Origin of the sequence: Shimia sp. MIT910701 (assembly GCF_047126315.1) — a bacterium.
Taxonomy (GTDB): Bacteria; Pseudomonadota; Alphaproteobacteria; order Rhodobacterales; family Rhodobacteraceae; genus Shimia.
Genome location: NZ_CP138953.1, coordinates 4,423,705 through 4,438,691 on the forward strand (window position 1 = coordinate 4,423,705; position 14,987 = coordinate 4,438,691).

The 14,987-nt window shown below is 59.7% G+C and carries 18 protein-coding genes; 14 read left to right on the top strand and 4 right to left on the bottom strand.

Annotation, left to right across the window (positions count from 1 at the left end; all coding sequences use genetic code 11):
• Nucleotides 1-34: 34 nt before the first annotated feature.
• A complete protein-coding gene (locus SIB38_RS21745; protein WP_412551025.1) occupies nucleotides 35-1,177 on the bottom strand; it encodes a trans-sulfuration enzyme family protein in 1,143 nt (380 codons plus the stop codon).
• A gap of 86 nt (nucleotides 1,178-1,263) precedes the next feature.
• Between SIB38_RS21745 and SIB38_RS21750 the strand changes: the two genes are divergently transcribed.
• The 3 genes from SIB38_RS21750 (at nucleotide 1,264) to xrtE (ending at nucleotide 4,318) form a co-directional block, all read left to right on the top strand.
• A complete protein-coding gene (locus tag SIB38_RS21750; RefSeq protein WP_294112767.1) occupies nucleotides 1,264-1,812 on the top strand; it encodes an rRNA large subunit pseudouridine synthase E in 549 nt (182 codons plus the stop codon).
• Between the two features lie 103 nt (nucleotides 1,813-1,915).
• Nucleotides 1,916-2,725 (top strand): division plane positioning ATPase MipZ, encoded by an 810-nt coding sequence (locus SIB38_RS21755; RefSeq protein WP_168591513.1) that lies wholly within the window; start codon nucleotides 1,916-1,918, stop codon nucleotides 2,723-2,725.
• 54 nt (nucleotides 2,726-2,779) lie between these two features.
• Entirely contained in the window at nucleotides 2,780-4,318 is a 1,539-nt protein-coding gene (gene xrtE / locus SIB38_RS21760; protein WP_412551026.1) for an exosortase E/protease, VPEID-CTERM system, read from the top strand.
• Between the two features lie 37 nt (nucleotides 4,319-4,355).
• Here the strand turns inward: xrtE and SIB38_RS21765 are convergent, their stop codons facing one another.
• Nucleotides 4,356-4,628 (bottom strand): VPEID-CTERM sorting domain-containing protein, encoded by a 273-nt coding sequence (locus tag SIB38_RS21765; RefSeq protein WP_412551027.1) that lies wholly within the window; start codon nucleotides 4,626-4,628, stop codon nucleotides 4,356-4,358.
• A gap of 208 nt (nucleotides 4,629-4,836) precedes the next feature.
• Nucleotides 4,837-5,274: a MarR family winged helix-turn-helix transcriptional regulator gene (locus SIB38_RS21770; protein WP_294112760.1), complete on the bottom strand. Its 438-nt coding sequence runs from the start codon at nucleotides 5,272-5,274 to the stop codon at nucleotides 4,837-4,839.
• A gap of 79 nt (nucleotides 5,275-5,353) precedes the next feature.
• On the opposite strand from SIB38_RS21770, the gene hmgA reads away from it, so the two are divergent.
• From hmgA to maiA, 11 genes are all read left to right on the top strand, one after another.
• The gene (gene hmgA, locus SIB38_RS21775; protein WP_412551028.1) at nucleotides 5,354-6,709 is read left to right on the top strand and encodes a homogentisate 1,2-dioxygenase; all 1,356 of its coding nucleotides are present in this window, start codon (nucleotides 5,354-5,356) and stop codon (nucleotides 6,707-6,709) included.
• 108 nt (nucleotides 6,710-6,817) lie between these two features.
• Nucleotides 6,818-7,675 carry an MBL fold metallo-hydrolase gene (locus SIB38_RS21780; RefSeq protein ID WP_294112758.1) on the top strand — a complete coding sequence of 286 codons (858 nt, stop codon included), beginning with the start codon at nucleotides 6,818-6,820 and terminating at the stop codon, nucleotides 7,673-7,675.
• Nucleotides 7,676-7,696: 21 nt separating this feature from the next.
• The gene (fahA, locus tag SIB38_RS21785; RefSeq protein WP_412551029.1) at nucleotides 7,697-8,962 is read left to right on the top strand and encodes a fumarylacetoacetase; all 1,266 of its coding nucleotides are present in this window, start codon (nucleotides 7,697-7,699) and stop codon (nucleotides 8,960-8,962) included.
• 5 nt (nucleotides 8,963-8,967) lie between these two features.
• Entirely contained in the window at nucleotides 8,968-9,528 is a 561-nt protein-coding gene (locus SIB38_RS21790) for a dihydrofolate reductase family protein (RefSeq protein WP_412551030.1), read from the top strand.
• A 71-nt stretch (nucleotides 9,529-9,599) separates the two neighbouring features.
• Nucleotides 9,600-10,067 carry a DUF2059 domain-containing protein gene (locus SIB38_RS21795; RefSeq protein WP_294112752.1) on the top strand — a complete coding sequence of 156 codons (468 nt, stop codon included), beginning with the start codon at nucleotides 9,600-9,602 and terminating at the stop codon, nucleotides 10,065-10,067.
• 3 nt (nucleotides 10,068-10,070) lie between these two features.
• Nucleotides 10,071-10,556, top strand: coding sequence for a hypothetical protein (locus tag SIB38_RS21800; RefSeq protein ID WP_294112750.1), 486 nt, complete (start codon nucleotides 10,071-10,073; stop codon nucleotides 10,554-10,556).
• Nucleotides 10,557-10,558: 2 nt separating this feature from the next.
• Complete coding sequence (locus SIB38_RS21805; protein WP_294112748.1) at nucleotides 10,559-11,509, top strand: MBL fold metallo-hydrolase; 951 nt, start codon at nucleotides 10,559-10,561, stop codon at nucleotides 11,507-11,509.
• Complete coding sequence (locus SIB38_RS21810; RefSeq protein ID WP_294112746.1) at nucleotides 11,510-11,872, top strand: hypothetical protein; 363 nt, start codon at nucleotides 11,510-11,512, stop codon at nucleotides 11,870-11,872.
• A 123-nt stretch (nucleotides 11,873-11,995) separates the two neighbouring features.
• Nucleotides 11,996-13,606 carry an FAD-dependent oxidoreductase gene (locus tag SIB38_RS21815; RefSeq protein ID WP_294112743.1) on the top strand — a complete coding sequence of 537 codons (1,611 nt, stop codon included), beginning with the start codon at nucleotides 11,996-11,998 and terminating at the stop codon, nucleotides 13,604-13,606.
• Between the two features lie 4 nt (nucleotides 13,607-13,610).
• Nucleotides 13,611-13,817, top strand: coding sequence for a DUF2783 domain-containing protein (locus tag SIB38_RS21820; protein ID WP_412551031.1), 207 nt, complete (start codon nucleotides 13,611-13,613; stop codon nucleotides 13,815-13,817).
• Between the two features lie 10 nt (nucleotides 13,818-13,827).
• Complete coding sequence (gene maiA, locus SIB38_RS21825; protein ID WP_294112740.1) at nucleotides 13,828-14,475, top strand: maleylacetoacetate isomerase; 648 nt, start codon at nucleotides 13,828-13,830, stop codon at nucleotides 14,473-14,475.
• Here maiA and hpaR read toward each other — a convergent pair.
• Nucleotides 14,472-14,912 (bottom strand): homoprotocatechuate degradation operon regulator HpaR, encoded by a 441-nt coding sequence (gene hpaR, locus SIB38_RS21830; protein ID WP_294112738.1) that lies wholly within the window; start codon nucleotides 14,910-14,912, stop codon nucleotides 14,472-14,474. The genes maiA and hpaR overlap by 4 nt on opposite strands.
• Nucleotides 14,913-14,987 lie beyond the last annotated feature (75 nt).

Below are 14,987 nucleotides of genomic sequence, written 5' to 3' on the forward strand. Positions count from 1 at the left end.
TACCGACGCAATACCGACGTGAAAATCGAGGCCTTTACTGCCCCAACGCCTGCCCCAGATCTGCGATCAAATCATCCGCATTTTCCGCCCCAACCGAGATCCGCAACAGCGTTTCTGGAATGCCGGTGTGCGGCTCAATCGTGTGGCGATGTTCCACCAGGCTCTCAACCCCGCCCAGCGACGTGGCACGATGGAAAAGCTTCATCTTCCCAGCCACTTGCAGTGCCGTTTCTTTGTCACCCTTCACAAGGAAAGACATCAGGAACCCAGCCCCGCCGGGCATCTGCGCCTTGGCCAGCTCATGCTGCGGATGGCTGTCCAAGCCAGGGAACAGCACACTGTCCACCTTCGGGTGATCCTCTAAAAAACGCGCTATTTTCATAGCGTTATCCACCATGCGCTCCACCCGCAACGCCATCGTGCGCATCCCACGCAACAGCAACCAAGCCTCAAACGGTCCCATAACAGCACCCGCACTGGCCCGGTCCACTTCGATCTCTTCCCAGACCGGTGTGACCTCTTTTGTGACCAAAACGCCACCCAACACATCCGAGTGCCCGTTGATCACTTTTGTGGTGGAGTGCATCACAATATCTGCAGCTAGTTTCAATGGGTTGGTCAGGATCGGCGACGCCGCCGTGCTGTCCACCGCCAAGAGTGCCCCACAGCTCTCCGCCGCCTGTTTCGCGGCCGCCACATCGGTCACCTTCAGCCACGGGTTGGACGGCGTTTCCACCCAAACCACATTGGCCGGTCCCTTGGCGCAAACATCGGCCAGCGCCCCGACGTCACTTGCGTCCACCTCATCGATAACAATCTGACGACGCTCACAAAATTCCCGGATCCACTTGGTGGTGTTCCAGTAAATGCCACTCTGCACAATCACCCGCCCCCCGGTTGGCACGGTGCGAAACAGCGCCGCTATGGCCGCCATGCCAGACGGGAACAACAACGCCGCCGCACCGCCCTCCAGCTGCGCCAAAACCGCTTCGGCCTGCCGCGCAACATCATTGTGCGGACGGGCATAAATGTTGTTTTCGTTCAGAGGGTTGTAGTTCTCATCCCGCGCAAAGGTGGTTGCCGGTTGGATTGGCGGCACAACGCCCCCGCTTTGCTGATCAATCGCCCCTCCAGCCTGAGCCAACAAGGTTTCCGGCAACATGTCTTTGAAATCCATCTTCTTCCCCTTCGCGTCTTTGCGCGCACAAGACCGCAGCACTGCGAAACTTGCAACCCCAGCGCACGCCCGTGTAGGAGGTCATCATGACCCGCGTGATACTCTTCAACAAACCCTTCGATGTGCTGTCGCAATTCACCGACAAAGGTCTCGCAGGCAGCAAGCGCCGCACCCTGTCGGACTTCATTGACGTGCCAAAAGTCTATCCGGCAGGCCGACTGGACCGTGACAGCGAGGGGTTGATGGTCCTGACAGACGACGGAAAGTTACAGGCCCGTATAGCCGACCCGCGCCACAAAATGGCGAAGACCTACTGGGTACAGGTCGAAGGCACGCCGGATGACACCGCCCTTGAAGCCCTACGCAAAGGCGTGACGCTGAAAGACGGCCTCACCAAGCCCGCCAAGGCGCAAGTCATTGATGAGCCAGATAATCTCTGGCCGCGCACACCGCCAATCCGTGTCCGAAAGTCGATCCCGGACACATGGATTTCCCTCACCATACGCGAAGGCCGCAACCGCCAGGTCCGCCGGATGACCGCCGCTGTGGGGCACCCAACTCTGCGACTAATTCGAGCACAGATTGGCGAATGGCGGCTGGATGGATTGGAAAGTGGCGCTTGGCGCGACGCATAGCAACGCAATCACTTTTCCTGTGGATAATCACAACATATAGTAGACACCAACAAACCCGCGCCGTAAGAGCCGCGGCACTGAAACACGAGCAGGGACATCGGGCATGGCACATATCATTGTGGTCGGAAACGAGAAGGGCGGCGCAGGCAAATCCACCCTGTCGATGCACATCGCCACCGCGCTGGCACGCATGGGCCACAAGGTGGGCGGCATTGACCTCGACCTCCGCCAGAAGAGCTTTGGCAGCTACGTCGCCAACCGGCGGAAATTCCTGCAGAAAAACGGCCTCGACCTGCCCAGCCCAGATTACCATGACCTGCCGGAAGTGGATCAAAGCGCGCTGCAGCCGGGTGAAAACATCTATGACCACCGCCTCTCGGCTGCGGTCTCTATGCTGGAGCCAAACAACGACTTTATCTTAATCGACTGCCCTGGCTCCCACACCCGGTTGAGCCAAGTAGCGCACTCTTTGGCCGACACGCTGGTTACCCCACTGAACGACAGCTTTGTCGACTTTGACCTGCTGGCAAAAATCGACGCCGACGGCGAGAAAATCCTCGGCCCATCGGTCTATTCCGAAATGGTCTGGAACGCCCGCCAACTGCGTGCGCAGGCTGGCCTTAAGCCGATCGATTGGATTGTCATGCGCAACCGCATGGGCGCGCAGCAGATGGTCAACAAAGAGAAAATGGGCAAAGCGCTGGACCGTTTGGCCAAACGCATCGGCTTCCGCGTCGCGCCCGGCTTCAACGAACGGGTGGTCTTCCGCGAACTCTTCCCGCGTGGCCTGACCCTTCTGGACCTACGCGATATTGGCGTGAAACAGCTCAACATCTCCAACGTGGCCGCCCGTCAGGAATTGCGCGAACTTGTCAAAGCGCTGAACCTGCCCGGGGTCTCCGTCGACTTCTAAACCATGACCGCGCGCGGCCAAGCCACACAGCCCCCCGCGCGTCCAACGCGCCTGATGACCATGGCCGCCCTTGTGGTGGCCGAGTTACTGCTGGTCATCCTGACCTATCAAGTCATGGCCTCCATCGAGTGCCGCCAAACCGAGATCGAAGCCGCCTGTCGCGCGCTGCGCTCCATGACCGCACGTGGCTTGGCTGTCATGACTGTGATGGCGCTCTATTTCTGGCTGCGCCCCGCCGCCTACCGCGCTCTGGCTGACCGCGCGATAGCAGCACCCGGCCACCAGGTCTGGATGCTGTTCCACCTAACAGGGCTTGTGCTGATCTTCCTGCCGCTACCGCTTTTTGGCACCGCCGAAATCTCCCGCGCCTTCACGCCCACTCTTGTTTTGCTAACCTCTGGCGGCCTGCTCACGGCGCTCGGCGCGGTGTTCTGGGTCACACCACTCGCCGCCTGGCGCGACTGGATGCGCAACGACAGCTACCTGTTGCCCTTGGCCTTGTTCATTGGCTTTTTGGTGCCCGACCTCGCAGACCTGATGCGCCCGCTCTGGGAGTGGAGCACCCTAAGCAGCCTGACGTTCTTCCTGGTTCTCCTGGTGTTGACCCTCACCGGTTTTGACGTGGGTGTGCACCCGCCGACCTATGAAATTGGCGTCGAAGGTTTCTGGGTGCAGATCGCCAGCCAATGTTCCGGCGTCGAAGGTATCGCGCTCATCACCATTTTTATGGGCTTTTACGCCGCCCTCATGCGCCCGGACCTGCGCCAGAAACGCTTCTGGCTTATCCTCGTCCCACTCGCCGTGCTCGCCAGCTGGCTCTTCAACATCCTGCGCATCGCCATCCTGATCATCATTGGTGTCCGTGTCTCACCAGAGCACGCTCTCAATGGGTTCCACTCTTATGCGGGCTGGCTGATGTTCACAGCATTGGCCTTGCTCATCGTCCTGATCGCCCACCGCGCCCAATGGCTGCACCGCTCACCACTGCCCCAACACAGCGCAACAACACTCCGCCAAGATACGCTTGCCGCAAAGATCGTGCCGTTCATCGTGATGATGCTGTCCGGCGTGTTTGTTTCCGCCTTCTGGCCGGATCCTGCCGCCGGCTATCCCGTCCGCGCTCTGCTCATGGCTTTGGCGCTGCTGGTCTTCTTGCCGGCCATCCGCGCCCTCTGGAGCCGCCCATCACTCGAAAGCCTCGCAGTCGGCCTCGCCGTTGGCGTCCTCTGGATTGTCACGGCCCCCTCCCAAGAGCTGCCCGCCACCGACGCACCTTCGCTCTTTTGGATCACAACCCGCCTACTTGGCACCATCCTGCTGGTGCCTCTCATCGAAGAGCTGTTCTTCCGAGGCTACCTCCTGCGCCGCCTGCACAGAGACACGCTGGTCTGGACCATCCTGGCCGTCGCCATCTCCAGTCTGCTCTTTGGCCTGATGCATGACCGCTTTCTGGCGGGCACCTTGGCCGGCGTGGCCTTTGGCTTGCTCTACCTGCGTCGCGCAGAGACCTCGGACGCCATCGCCGCACATATCGTGGCCAATGCCACAATCGCTCTGGCAGCCCTACTGACAGCAAAATGGGCGCTCATCTGAGCGCCCATCCAATTGTCCTCAGCCTGTTGAGACTGGCTTAATTTTGTTTTTGACGACGACGGCGCAGTTCCCAAGCCAGCGCCAAGGTCGCGAGCACGGCGGCCACAGCCAACAGGCCAGCCCCCGCATCAATTTCCGGTACAGCGTTTGAGCCGCCACCAGTGTTGCCACCGCCGTTTCCGCCGCCGCCCCACCAGCGCCACCACCAGCCGCGCCACCCGCCGACATTCTGAGCAAACGCCGCAGGTGCGCTCAACATCAGAGTGGTTGCGGCCAATACCGCAGCATTTGGTTTGTTCAAAAGACCCATAAGAAAACTCCCGGACCTATCCATTTGTATTGGTCTTAAATTGCCATACCGGACTGGGATCACTCAAGCGATTTACCATAAATTTGAGAGATTTAAGAAAATCCGACTTCAATTGTCCCCGACCTAAATACAATCAAACAGCACCACAAAAACTGTCCACAACTCAATGAGAAACACGCGCGAATCACATCGAGGTATCGCGACACCTTCAACTGCGCCCCGCCAGCTTCAGCAACATGCATTTCAGCACCTGCACCTCAGCCTCATTCAACTGCGCCAATAGCCTGCCTTCATACGCCTGCGCCACCTCGCGCAGGTCGCGATAAACTTTCTCTCCCGCAGGCGTCAGCTCCAGCCACTCCACCCGACGATCTTCCTCACTCCGCGCCCGTTTTACCAAACGCCGATCCGCCAACCGCTGCACCGCGCGACTGACCTTTGTCTTGTGTACTTTGCCCTTGGCCCCAATTTCCGTCGCCGTCAGCCGTCCAAAAATCCCAAGGTGAAACAGCACCCGCCATTCGCTGCGCAACAGCCCGTAGCGATCCTTGTAGACCTTCTGAAACCCCAGACTGGCCTCCTCCGCCGCCTGATTGAGCAGATAAGGCAAAAACGCCTGCAAATCGAAATCATCAGCTTTTGTCATTTTCTGCGCGTCCTCCTGCTTGTTAGTTACAAAATCAACTATTACCAATGCAACCAAATTCGAAACTCAGGAGCGCGACATGACCAAGCACACAGTTCCGACCCGCATGCAGAAGGCCCCGTCCATGGCTGGCCCGCATGAGGGCTACATGCCCGGCTTTGGCAACGATTATGAAACCGAGGCCCTGCCCGGCGCCCTGCCGCAAGGCATGAACAGCCCGCAAAAATGCAACTACGGCCTGTATGGAGAGCAGCTATCCGGCACCGCCTTCACAGCCGAAAACGTGGAGCGCACCTGGTGCTACCGCCTGCGCCCTTCGGTGAAACACAACGGCCGTTACCAGAAAATCGACGTTCCATATTGGCAATCTGCGCCCAACGTCGATCCAGACCTCGGCAGCCTCGGCCAATACCGCTGGGACCCGGTGCCCCACACCGAAGAGACGCTGACTTGGATCACCGGCATGCGCACCATGACCACGGCGGGTGATGTGAACACTCAGGTCGGCATGGCCAGCCACATCTACCTCGTGAACACCTCCATGGAAGACGAATACTTCTTCTCTGCCGACTCCGAACTGTTGGTGGTGCCCCAAGAAGGTGTGCTGCGCTTCTCCACGGAACTGGGCATCATTGATCTGGAACCCAAAGAGATCGCCATCCTGCCGCGTGGCCTGGTGTACCGTGTAGAAGTGCTCGAAGGTCCCGCGCGCGGCTTTGTATGCGAAAACTACGGCCAGAAATTTGACCTGCCAGGGCGCGGCCCAATTGGCGCCAACTGCATGGCCAACCCGCGTGACTTCAAGGCCCCGGTGGCCGCTTATGAAGATCGCGAAGTACCGTCCTCCGTGACCGTGAAATGGTGTGGCCAGTTCCACCGCACCAACATCGATCAGTCCCCGCTGGATGTGGTCGCCTGGCATGGCAACTACGCGCCGGTGAAATACGACCTGCGCACCTATTGCCCGGTTGGCGCGATCCTGTTTGACCACCCTGACCCCTCGATCTTCACCGTGCTGACCGCGCCGTCTGGCGTGCCGGGCACCGCCAACATCGACTTTGTGCTGTTCCGCGAGCGCTGGATGGTGGCCGAAGACACCTTCCGCCCGCCGTGGTACCACAAGAACATCATGTCCGAGCTGATGGGCAACATCTACGGCCAATATGACGCCAAACCGCAGGGCTTTGTCCCCGGCGGCATGAGCCTGCACAATATGATGATGCCGCATGGCCCGGACAAAAATGCCTTTGAAGGCGCGTCCAACTCGAACCTTGGCCCGGACAAGCTCGACAACACCATGTCGTTCATGTTCGAAACCCGCTTCCCGCAGCACATCACCAAATTTGCCGCCAAGGACGCCCCGGTGCAGGACGATTACATCGACTGCTGGGTGGACATCGAAAAGAAATTCGACGGCACCCCAGGCAAGAAGTAAGCTCACGTTGATGGGGGCTTTGCCCCCGTCACAGCACACTGTGACTCCCCCAGGATATTTCTGGAATGAGAAAATCATGGGGGCGTCAGATGAATATCAGGAAGACCTATGCGCGCGAACCAAGTCACCCTTCTGGGCACCAAAGGCGGCCCGGCCATCCGGCCCGGCACCCGTATGCCAACCTCCATTCTGGTTGAGATAGATGGGCAGACCATCCTTGTAGACGCTGGTCTGGGCGTGAGCCGCGGCTTGTGTGATGCGGGCGTGGCTCTAACTGATCTGGACGCCATCCTGATCACCCATTTGCACTCCGATCACTATCTGGAATTGGGTCCACTGCTGCACACCGCCTGGACCGCCGGATTGAGCAATCCCATCCCGATTTATGGTCCGGAAGGGCTGGACCACTACTGGACTGGGTTCCTCAACGCCATGTCCTTTGATGTGGAACTACGCCTGCGCGACGAAGGCCGCCCCGCACTGGAACCACTGGCTAAAATCCATGTACTTAAGCCCGGTCAGATGGACCTCGGCCCGCTGAAAGTCAAAACGCTGCGCAACGCACATCCACCCATCACCGACAGCTACGCCCTGCGGTTTGATGGCGCGCAGCACAGCGTTGTGCTCTCCGGCGACACCGCGCCAATTGCCGAAATGATTGATCTCGCCAAAGGCGCCGACCTTCTGGTGCATGAAGCGATGTTGTCGGCCGGCATCGACGCACTCTGCGCTCGGGTGGGCAATGGCGACGACCGTCTGCGTATCCATCTGGAACGCAGCCATACCCCCGCCGCCGAAGCCGGGCGCATCGCCACCGAGGCGGGCGTCAAACAGCTTGCCCTCAACCACCTCGTCCCCTGTGACGATCCAAACTTCACCGAGACCCATTGGCAGGAAGAAACCTCCCGCACCTGGTCCGGCCCTCTGTTCATCGGCACCGACGGGATGTCTCTCCCGCTCGACTGACCGCCACAAAAGGAAACGCGCATGTCTTTGTTAAAATCCTGGGTCACAAGCGCCAATGACGCTGCCTGCCCCTTCCCACTCAACAACCTGCCTTATGGTGTCTTCTCCGTAGACGACGGCGAGATGCGCTGCGGCACCGCCATCGGCGACCGCATCATCGACCTGACCGGCCTGGAAGAAGCAGGCACCCTGCGCGCCGATCCCGACGCAGACGTTCTGGACGCACCGTTCTGGAACGACTTTATGGAGTTGGGGCCGCAAGTCTGGGCCGACTACCGAGCCAAACTACAGGCCATGCTGGCCGAGGATGCCTCGGAAGAGACCCAAGAGGCGCTGACCTACTATTCCCTGCCTATGGCCGACGCCACGCTGCACATGCCATTTGCGGTCAGCGAATACACCGATTTCTACGCCGGTCGGAACCATGCCTTCAACGTCGGCACCATGTTCCGTGGCCCGGAAAACGCGCTGCCGCCGAACTGGCTGCACATCCCGATTGGCTACAATGGTCGGGCGTCTTCCGTGGTGGTGTCCGGCACGGATATCCGCCGCCCTTGGGGGCAGTTGAAGTCCCCGGACCATGACATGCCTGCCTTCCTGCCATCGCGCCGCTTTGACATCGAGTTGGAGATGGGCGCCATCGTTGGCCAGTTTTCCCAACGTCCGGTGACCGTGCAGGAAGCGGACGACATGATCTTTGGCTACGTGCTGCTCAACGACTGGTCGGCGCGGGACATCCAGGCCTGGGAATACCAACCGCTTGGCCCGTTTCAGGCCAAAGCCACCGCCACCTCGATCTCCCCGTGGATCGTCACCAAGGCCGCGCTGGAACCGTTCCGCACCAACACGCCAGAGCGGGACTTTGAGCTGCTGGATCACCTGAAAGACGTCGGCCCGATGCTCTATGACATCGACCTGTCTGTCACCATGGCGCCAGAAGGCAAAGCGCCAACCGAGATCGCCCGCACCAACTACGATCAGATGTATTACTCCGCCGCGCAACAGCTGGCGCATCACAGCACGTCTGGCTGCCCGATGAACGTCGGTGATCTCTTGGGCTCCGGCACCATTTCCGGCCCGACAAAGCCCGAGCGCGGCAGCCTTTTGGAGCTCAGCTGGGGCGGAAAAGAGCCGCTGACCCTTGATAGTGGCGAGACCCGTACCTTCATTGAAGATGGAGACACGCTCACCCTCCAAGGCGCGGCCAAAGGGGACGGGTACACCATCGGATTTGGCGACTGTACCGGCACGCTTTTGCCTGCGCTTTCGGACCCTTTCGAAAGGTAACGCCCATGGCCACCGCCCCCCGCTACGTCGGATATATCGCACAGAGTCTGGACGGCTACATCGCCACCCCGGATGGCGGGGTGGGCTGGCTTGACCCTTTCAATGCCGCGCTCGCGGAATGCAACTGCGAAGACGCGGGCGGCTACAATGCCTTTATCGATGAGGTGGATGCGGTTCTGATGGGCCGCGCCACTTACCGACAGGTGCTGGGCTGGGGCTGGCCCTATGGCGACCGAGCGGGCTACGTGCTGACTCACCGCCACGACTACAAAGGCGACCACATCACCGCCGCTGGCCCCATCGACGGGCTGAGGGCTGCAATTGAGACCAATGGCCACCAAAAGGTCTGGATCATGGGCGGCGGCGAAACCCAACGCGCCGCATTGGATGTAGGTATGTTTGACGAGATTTCGGTCTTTGTCATGCCCACCATTTTGGGCGACGGCTTGCCCTGTTTTGCCAAAGGCGCGCAGCAAAACCTGACCCTCAAAAAGTCGAGCCAAAAACCCGGTGGCATCCTGCAACTGGACTACGACATCGCCGGCCCACCAGCTGAGGCCACCTAAACCCCACTTGGCACAAGGGCGGCTGCCGCCTAAGCAGGTCTTATTCAAAGAAACCAACAGGACAGACCCTTTTGAAACACATCGCCCTTGCCGCCCTCCTCTCTCTCAGCCTGTCCTCCGCACAGGCCCAAACCGCCGCTGAGCTGGCCAAGACCTACGTGAACATGCCCGAAGTGCAGCAGATGATGACGGACATGTTTTCTCCTGAAAGCATGGCGGCACAGGTTGTGGCTTCCATGCCCCCTGGCGTCACGCTGTCAGAGGCACAACAGGCCGCCATTGGCGAGTTGATGTCCGGCGAAATGGCCACTCTGCGGCCAAAACTCGAAGAGCTGATGGAAGCCACAACCGCCGAGATCTTCACCTCTGAGGAAATCGACGCGCTGATTACCTTCTACAGCTCCGAGCACGGCGCCGCGATTATGGGCAAAATGGGCCCGATGATGCAGCAAGTCATGGGCGCGCTCGCGCCAGACATGCAGGAGATGCAAGGCCGTATCACACCGCAACTTCTTGAAATCATGAGCTCCGAGTACTGAATTATGGCGGAGTTTCTCACCGGTTGCACCCATTTCGGACATGGGCAAATCTTGAAGAAAGCCAACCGGCCGTTTGCCTCTGTCGACGAGATGGACGCAATGCTGATCGCCAACTGGAACGCCGTGGTTGGCAAAGACGACACGGTCTATCACCTGGGTGATTTTGCCTGGCCAAGAGACCGCCCCCGGGAACCGTATCTCGCACAACTCAACGGCAAAATAATCTGCCTCAATGGCAACCGCGACGAAGCCGATTGGGGCCGCGATCTGATCACGCTCAAACGCAACGACCGCGAGATCGTGCTGTTTCACTACCCGATTGAGGAATGGAACGGCTGGTGGCGCGGCACGTTACACTTCCATTGCCACACCCACGACACCGCATTCCACAGCGCCCCGCGCCGCGGCAATGTCGGCGTCGAAGCCCACAATTACACGCCCATCCGTCTCGACTGGGCGATTGACCAACTGCTGCAAAAGGACCGCTGACCATGGCCAAAGCCTTCGCCTCCCAAGGGGACATGACCGAGAAAAACATCTCTTTCACCGAAGTTGGAGACGGCCTTTATGCCTTCACCGCCGAAGGCGACCCGAACTCCGGCGTGATCATCGGCGATGACAGCGTGATGATTGTCGAAGCCCAGGCCACGCCGCGCTTGGCCAATAAAGTCATCGAATGTGTGCGCTCCGTCACCGACAAGCCAATCTCCCATGTGGTGCTGACCCACTACCACGCCGTACGCGTGCTGGGTGCGTCGGCCTATGGCGCGGATCAAATCATCATGGGCGACGCCGCCCGGGCCATGGTGGTGGAACGTGGTCAGGAAGACTGGGACAGCGAGTTCCAACGCTTCCCCCGCCTGTTTGAAGGCCACGAAAGCATCCCCGGCCTGACCTACCCCACCACCACATTCAGCGACGACATGACCGTCTATCTCGGCAACCGCCGCATTGACCTCATGCATCTGGGCCGCGCCCACACCGCTGGCGACATCGTCATCCATGTGCCCGACCAGAACGTCATGTTCACCGGCGACATCGTTGAATACCACTCCGCCTGCTATTGCGGCGACGGACATTTCTCCGACTGGGGCGACACGCTCGACAACATCGCCGCCTTCGACGTGGACGCCATTGCCCCTGGCCGCGGCGACGCGCTGGTGGGCAAAGAGATGGTCAACGACGCGATCGAAAACACCCGCGACTTTGTCGAAAGCACCTACCGTCCCGCCGCCAAGGTTGCGGCCCGCGGCGGCACCCTGAAAGAAGCCTGGGACGCGGTGCGCGCGGAATGTGACCCGAAGTTCGCAGACTACGCGATTTACGAGCACTGCCTGCCCTTCAACGTCGCCCGGGCCTATGACGAAGCCCGTGGCATCGACACACCGCGCATCTGGACCGCCCAGCGCGATCTGGAAATGTGGGAGGCATTGCAAGGGTAGATGGCTGCGATGGAGATCATCTTCGCTTTGTTCTTTTGCGGAACGGTCTTGTTTGGGGCTTTGAGCATCGTTTCAATGGCGCTCCTATCGATGCGAGCTGCAGATGAAACCGAAGGGTTCAGCCTGTTTGTGCGTCCCTACAGCGCAAAACAAATGCAACAATCCAGCGCTGCTATGGAAACGATGCACCGTCTTGAAAAAGGAACCAAGCTTGGGCGGTTCGCCAACACATCTATGGCAATGATGACACTCTTTGGCTTTCTGATGTGCGCGACGGCTGCGTTAGATTTCGGCATCTCCAAGTACCTCGGCCAAGCCTCAGCGATCTTCAGCAGTGACAACATTGAGACTGGTCAAGAATGAACGAACTCCGCCATCCGCCTGCGCCACAAAACCCCTCGTCCTTGATCTATGTCGTGGCGCGCTGCCCCTTCGCGCGCCACGCTACCCCTAACAAACGCGCCTGTCTTTGGGAGGAGGAGCCCCATGAGCAAGATTTTTGACGTCCCGCTCTACGCCTACACGCGCAGTCCGGATCAAGACGCAGCAACGCCCGTACGCCACCCAGTTGTGATCATCGGCGCGGGCCCTGTAGGTCTCGCCACCGCAATTGACCTGGCACAGCAAGGCATCAAAACCGTCATTCTGGATGACAATGACCGCGTGTCCTTTGGCTCCCGCGCCATCTGTTTTGCCAAACGACCGCTGGAAATCATGGACCGCCTCGGCTGTGGTGAACGCCTGGTGGAACGCGGCGTGCAATGGGACACCGGCAAGGTCTTCTTTGACACCCGTCAGGTTTATGAGTTCAGCCTGACTGAAGAAGAGGGCCACAAGAACCCCGCCTTCATCAATCTGCAGCAATACACTTTTGAACAAGTCCTGGTCGAGCGCATCCGCGAGATGCAGGCCGACGGCGCGCCCATCGAAATTCGCGGCCGCAACAAAGTCGAAGCCATTGGCCAACATGAAGATCACGTCAAACTCGAGGTGGAAACCCCCGAAGGCAGCTATACCTTAGAAGCTGAGTGGCTGGTCGCTTGTGATGGTGCCAACTCCCCGACCCGCCGGATGTTGGGGCTGGATTTTGACGGGCAAGTCTTTGAGGACAACTTCCTGATCGCCGATGTGGTGATGAAAGCGGACTTCCCGTCCGAGCGCTGGTTCTGGTTTGATCCGCCCTTCAACCGGGGTCAATCCGCCCTGCTGCACAAACAGCCCGACAACGTCTGGCGCATCGATCTACAATTGGGCCGCGATATCGACAAGGAGCGCGAGAAGCGTCCGGAAAATGTCATGACCCGCCTCAAAGCGATGCTGGGCGACGAGGCCGAGTTCGACCTCGAATGGGTCTCCATCTACACCTTCCAATGCTGCCGCATGGAGCGGTTTCGCCACGGTCGCACCCTCTTTGCCGGCGATTCCGCGCACCAAGTCTCCCCTTTTGGCGCCCGTGGTGCCAACTCCGGCCTGCAAGACGCCGACAACATCGCGTGGAAATTAAAACTGGTGCTCGACGGCAAAGCGCCTGAAACCCTGATGGACAGCTACAACACCGAGCGAGCTTATGGTGCGGATGAAAATATCCTCAACTCCACCCGCTCCACCGAGTTCATCACCCCCAAGTCCGAGATGAGCCGTATCCTACGTGATGCCGTGCTGGACCTCTCCGCGCATCACGCCTTTGCGCAGCCACTGGTCAACTCGGGCCGCCTGTCCGTGCCCTGCACCTATGACGGCAGCATGCTCAACTCCGCGGACGCCCTCGCCGCGCCGGACCTCACGCGCCCCGGCAGCCCCTGCCCGGACGCCCCTCTCGGTGAGGATCACCTGCTGAGTAAACTCGGCAATGACTTCACCCTGCTGACCATCGACGCCGATGCGCCGGACAGCTTTGAGGAAGATGGCGTCACTGCCACCCGCCTTGCGCTGTCGGTGCGCGATGACCCGACGCTCACACTCAAACGGCAGTACCTCGGCGATGCCCCCGCTGGCGTCTACCTGATCCGCCCGGACCAACACGTCGCCGCCCGCCGCGAAGCCTTTGACGAGCCCCATTTCCGCGCTGCCCTACGCCGCGCCACCGGCAAGGAGTGATCTGATGTCTGACAACCTGATCCTGAGCCCCAATCTGGACCACGCCGATGGCTTCTTTGACGCCCTCGCCCGCGCCCATGATGGTCTTGAAAAATCCAGCAGCGACGCGCTCAACGCGCGGCTGATCTTCCTGCTCGCCAATCACATCGGCGACAATGAGGTCCTAGGCGAAGCCCTCAAAGCCGCGCAAACCAGCGGCCACCAGCGATGAGCCGCCCGACATGAACACAGTGCTCTACGACTACTGGCGCTCCTCTGCGAGCTATCGCGTGCGCATCGCGCTACATCTTGCGGACGAGCCCTTCAAACGCGTGGCCGTGGACCTGCTCGAAGGCGACCACCGCGCGCCAGACCATCTGGCGCGCAACCCGCAAGGTCTGGTCCCGGTGCTCGACATTGACGGCCACCGTTTCACGCAATCTTTGGCCATTCTCGACTATCTCAACGACACCCGTGCGCTTGACCTGCTGCCTGACGACCCAGCTCAGCGTGCACAGGTCCGCGCCTTGGCGCAGAGCATCGCCGTCGACCTGCACCCTGTGTGCAATCTCTCCGTCGTGCGCCACGCCACGTCCAATGACGAGAACAAGCCCGCCGCAATACGCGAGTGGATGCAGCATTTCATCCGCCCCGGGCTGGAGGCCTTTGACACGCTGTTGGAAACTTTTGCCCAAGAGCCGTTTTGTTGCGGGAATACGCTCTCACTGGCGGACCTCTGCCTAATGCCGCAACTCTACAACGCCCATCGTTGGGGCGTAGACTTCTCTGATCTCCCGCGCTTGCACGCCATCAAAACTGCCTGCGCGGTACATCCCGCTTTCATCGCAGCACATCCGGATCAGATCCGCCCCGCCCAGGCCAATCCTTAGAGGTCAATCTCGTTGAGATCATTGAGCAGCTCCAAAAGCTGCTCATAGCGTTCCGTGCCGAGGTGATCACGCAGTTTCCCCGCATAGCTCTTGGCCGCGGGAATGTTGTCGGCAATCAAGCGACAGCCCTCGGAGGTGGCTTTGATCACCTGCCGACGCCCGTCCTGCTCATCGCGCGTGCGCGTTATGTAGCCCTTTTCCTCAAGCTTCTGCAAAATCCGCGTCAGGCTCGGCAGCAACAGCACCGCGCGATCCGCAATTGTGGTCGGATCCATCGGGCCTTCTTCCACCAAAACCCGCACCACACGCCATTGCTGTTCGGTGACCCCCGCATTGGCGAGCAATAATCGCGCCGGTTTCATCACCTTCTCTCTGGCGCGCAGAAGCGCGATAGGAAGCGACTGAGATGTATCGGGAATATTGGTCTTGCCTGTCATCTCACCTTCATGCACTGGAATATTTCAAAAGGCAATTTCTTTGCCGCACGAAACCCTACGTTACAATGCAAAAAC

What these genes read in the sequence shown, in the direction of transcription:
- SIB38_RS21745 (WP_412551025.1), bottom strand. Translation starts at nt 1,177, where the DNA reads ATGGATTTCAAAGACATGTTGCCGGAAACCTTGTTGGCTCAGGCTGGA.
- SIB38_RS21750 (WP_294112767.1), top strand. Translation starts at nt 1,264, where the DNA reads ATGACCCGCGTGATACTCTTCAACAAACCCTTCGATGTGCTGTCGCAA.
- SIB38_RS21755 (WP_168591513.1), top strand. Translation starts at nt 1,916, where the DNA reads ATGGCACATATCATTGTGGTCGGAAACGAGAAGGGCGGCGCAGGCAAA.
- xrtE (WP_412551026.1), top strand. Translation starts at nt 2,780, where the DNA reads ATGACCATGGCCGCCCTTGTGGTGGCCGAGTTACTGCTGGTCATCCTG.
- SIB38_RS21765 (WP_412551027.1), bottom strand. Translation starts at nt 4,628, where the DNA reads ATGGGTCTTTTGAACAAACCAAATGCTGCGGTATTGGCCGCAACCACT.
- SIB38_RS21770 (WP_294112760.1), bottom strand. Translation starts at nt 5,274, where the DNA reads ATGACAAAAGCTGATGATTTCGATTTGCAGGCGTTTTTGCCTTATCTG.
- hmgA (WP_412551028.1), top strand. Translation starts at nt 5,354, where the DNA reads ATGACCAAGCACACAGTTCCGACCCGCATGCAGAAGGCCCCGTCCATG.
- SIB38_RS21780 (WP_294112758.1), top strand. Translation starts at nt 6,818, where the DNA reads ATGCGCGCGAACCAAGTCACCCTTCTGGGCACCAAAGGCGGCCCGGCC.
- fahA (WP_412551029.1), top strand. Translation starts at nt 7,697, where the DNA reads ATGTCTTTGTTAAAATCCTGGGTCACAAGCGCCAATGACGCTGCCTGC.
- SIB38_RS21790 (WP_412551030.1), top strand. Translation starts at nt 8,968, where the DNA reads ATGGCCACCGCCCCCCGCTACGTCGGATATATCGCACAGAGTCTGGAC.
- SIB38_RS21800 (WP_294112750.1), top strand. Translation starts at nt 10,071, where the DNA reads ATGGCGGAGTTTCTCACCGGTTGCACCCATTTCGGACATGGGCAAATC.
- SIB38_RS21805 (WP_294112748.1), top strand. Translation starts at nt 10,559, where the DNA reads ATGGCCAAAGCCTTCGCCTCCCAAGGGGACATGACCGAGAAAAACATC.
- SIB38_RS21810 (WP_294112746.1), top strand. Translation starts at nt 11,510, where the DNA reads ATGGCTGCGATGGAGATCATCTTCGCTTTGTTCTTTTGCGGAACGGTC.
- SIB38_RS21815 (WP_294112743.1), top strand. Translation starts at nt 11,996, where the DNA reads ATGAGCAAGATTTTTGACGTCCCGCTCTACGCCTACACGCGCAGTCCG.
- SIB38_RS21820 (WP_412551031.1), top strand. Translation starts at nt 13,611, where the DNA reads ATGTCTGACAACCTGATCCTGAGCCCCAATCTGGACCACGCCGATGGC.
- maiA (WP_294112740.1), top strand. Translation starts at nt 13,828, where the DNA reads ATGAACACAGTGCTCTACGACTACTGGCGCTCCTCTGCGAGCTATCGC.
- hpaR (WP_294112738.1), bottom strand. Translation starts at nt 14,912, where the DNA reads ATGACAGGCAAGACCAATATTCCCGATACATCTCAGTCGCTTCCTATC.